Origin of the sequence: Luteimonas wenzhouensis (assembly GCF_007859305.1) — a bacterium.
Classification (GTDB): Bacteria; Pseudomonadota; Gammaproteobacteria; order Xanthomonadales; family Xanthomonadaceae; genus Luteimonas; species Luteimonas wenzhouensis.
Map to the genome: position 1 here is coordinate 1 of NZ_VOHE01000020.1, position 1,201 is coordinate 1,201.

Here is a 1,201-nt window from a genome sequence, read left to right on the forward strand (position 1 = left end):
CGTAAGCTTCCCCGTCAAGCACACAACGCAAAAGTAGAACTTTCCTCGTATTGCTGGCGGACCTCGGCGGGCGTGAGATCGCCGAGGGAATCGTGGGGGCGCTCCTCGTTGTACTCGAGCATCCACCACCAGGCGGCCTCGCGGACGTCCTCGAGGCGCCGGAAAAGGTACTGGTCGAGCACCTCTTCCCGGAACGTGCGGTTGAACCGCTCGATGTAGGCGCTCTGGTTCGGTTGACCGGGCTGGATGTACTGGATCGCCATGCCTTGGTCCTTGGCCCACTCGGTGAAGGCTTCGCCCAGGAACTCCGGGCCGTTGTCGGTCCGCAGCACCTGCGGTAGCCCACGCTCACGCTGAAGCCGCTGAAAGATCCGGACCAGGCGCAGTGACGAAATCGAAGTATCGATTTCGATGTGCAGCGCCTCACGGTTGAAGTCGTCCTCGACGTTGAAGGTTCGGAATCTGCGGCCGCAGGCGAGCGCGTCAGACATGAAGTCCGCCGACCACACCGAATCCGGCGTCCGGGGGACGTACAACGGCACGCGCTCGCGTTTGGGCAGGCGGCGCCTGGCGGCGCGGCGGCGGTTCAATCCCATGGCCTTGTAAACCCGATAGATGCGCTTGTGGTTCCATTCCGGTCGGCACCGTCGCAGCAGCTTCCGGCACTTCCAGAAGCCTCGGGCCGGCCGGTCTTTGACCAGCTCGGCCAGAGCCGAGATGATTTCGGCATCCCGGACCGTCCAATCCAGCGGCGGCCGATACCAGGCCGCCCGGGATAGCCCAACCATGTCACAGGACCGGCGCAGCGGCCGCTGGTGCTCCTCCAAGAGGAAGCGCACGGCGTCGCGCTTCTGCGCCGGCCCTACAGTTTTTTTGCGATCAGGTCCTTCATCGCGGCGTTGTCGAGGGCCAGCTCGGCGTACATCCGCTTGAGCTTGGCGTTCTCGGCCTCGAGCTCCTTCACGCGTCGCAGTTCGGACGCCTCCATGCCGCCGTACTTCGACTTCCATTGGTAATAGGTCGCCGAGCTGATCCCGGCCTGGCGGCACAGGTCTTTGATCGGCACCCCGGCGTCGCCCTGCTTGAGCACGGCAATGATCTGGGTCTCGGTGAACTTCGACTTCTTCATACAACCTCCTGGCGGGGAAAAGATGCCAGAAAGTTCTACTTATTGGGTGTCTACCGACCGGGGAAGCTTACG

The 1,201-nt window shown here is 63.2% G+C and carries 1 protein-coding gene; it reads right to left on the reverse strand.

From position 1 onward, the window contains the following. Positions 1-14: 14 nt before the first annotated feature. Positions 15-1,129 (reverse strand): IS3 family transposase gene (locus tag FQY79_RS15310; RefSeq protein WP_186760112.1). Its coding sequence is split into 2 segments (ribosomal slippage): positions 15-877 and positions 877-1,129, totalling 1,116 coding nucleotides; the frame shifts between segments, so codons are not numbered across the junction. Positions 1,130-1,201 lie beyond the last annotated feature (72 nt).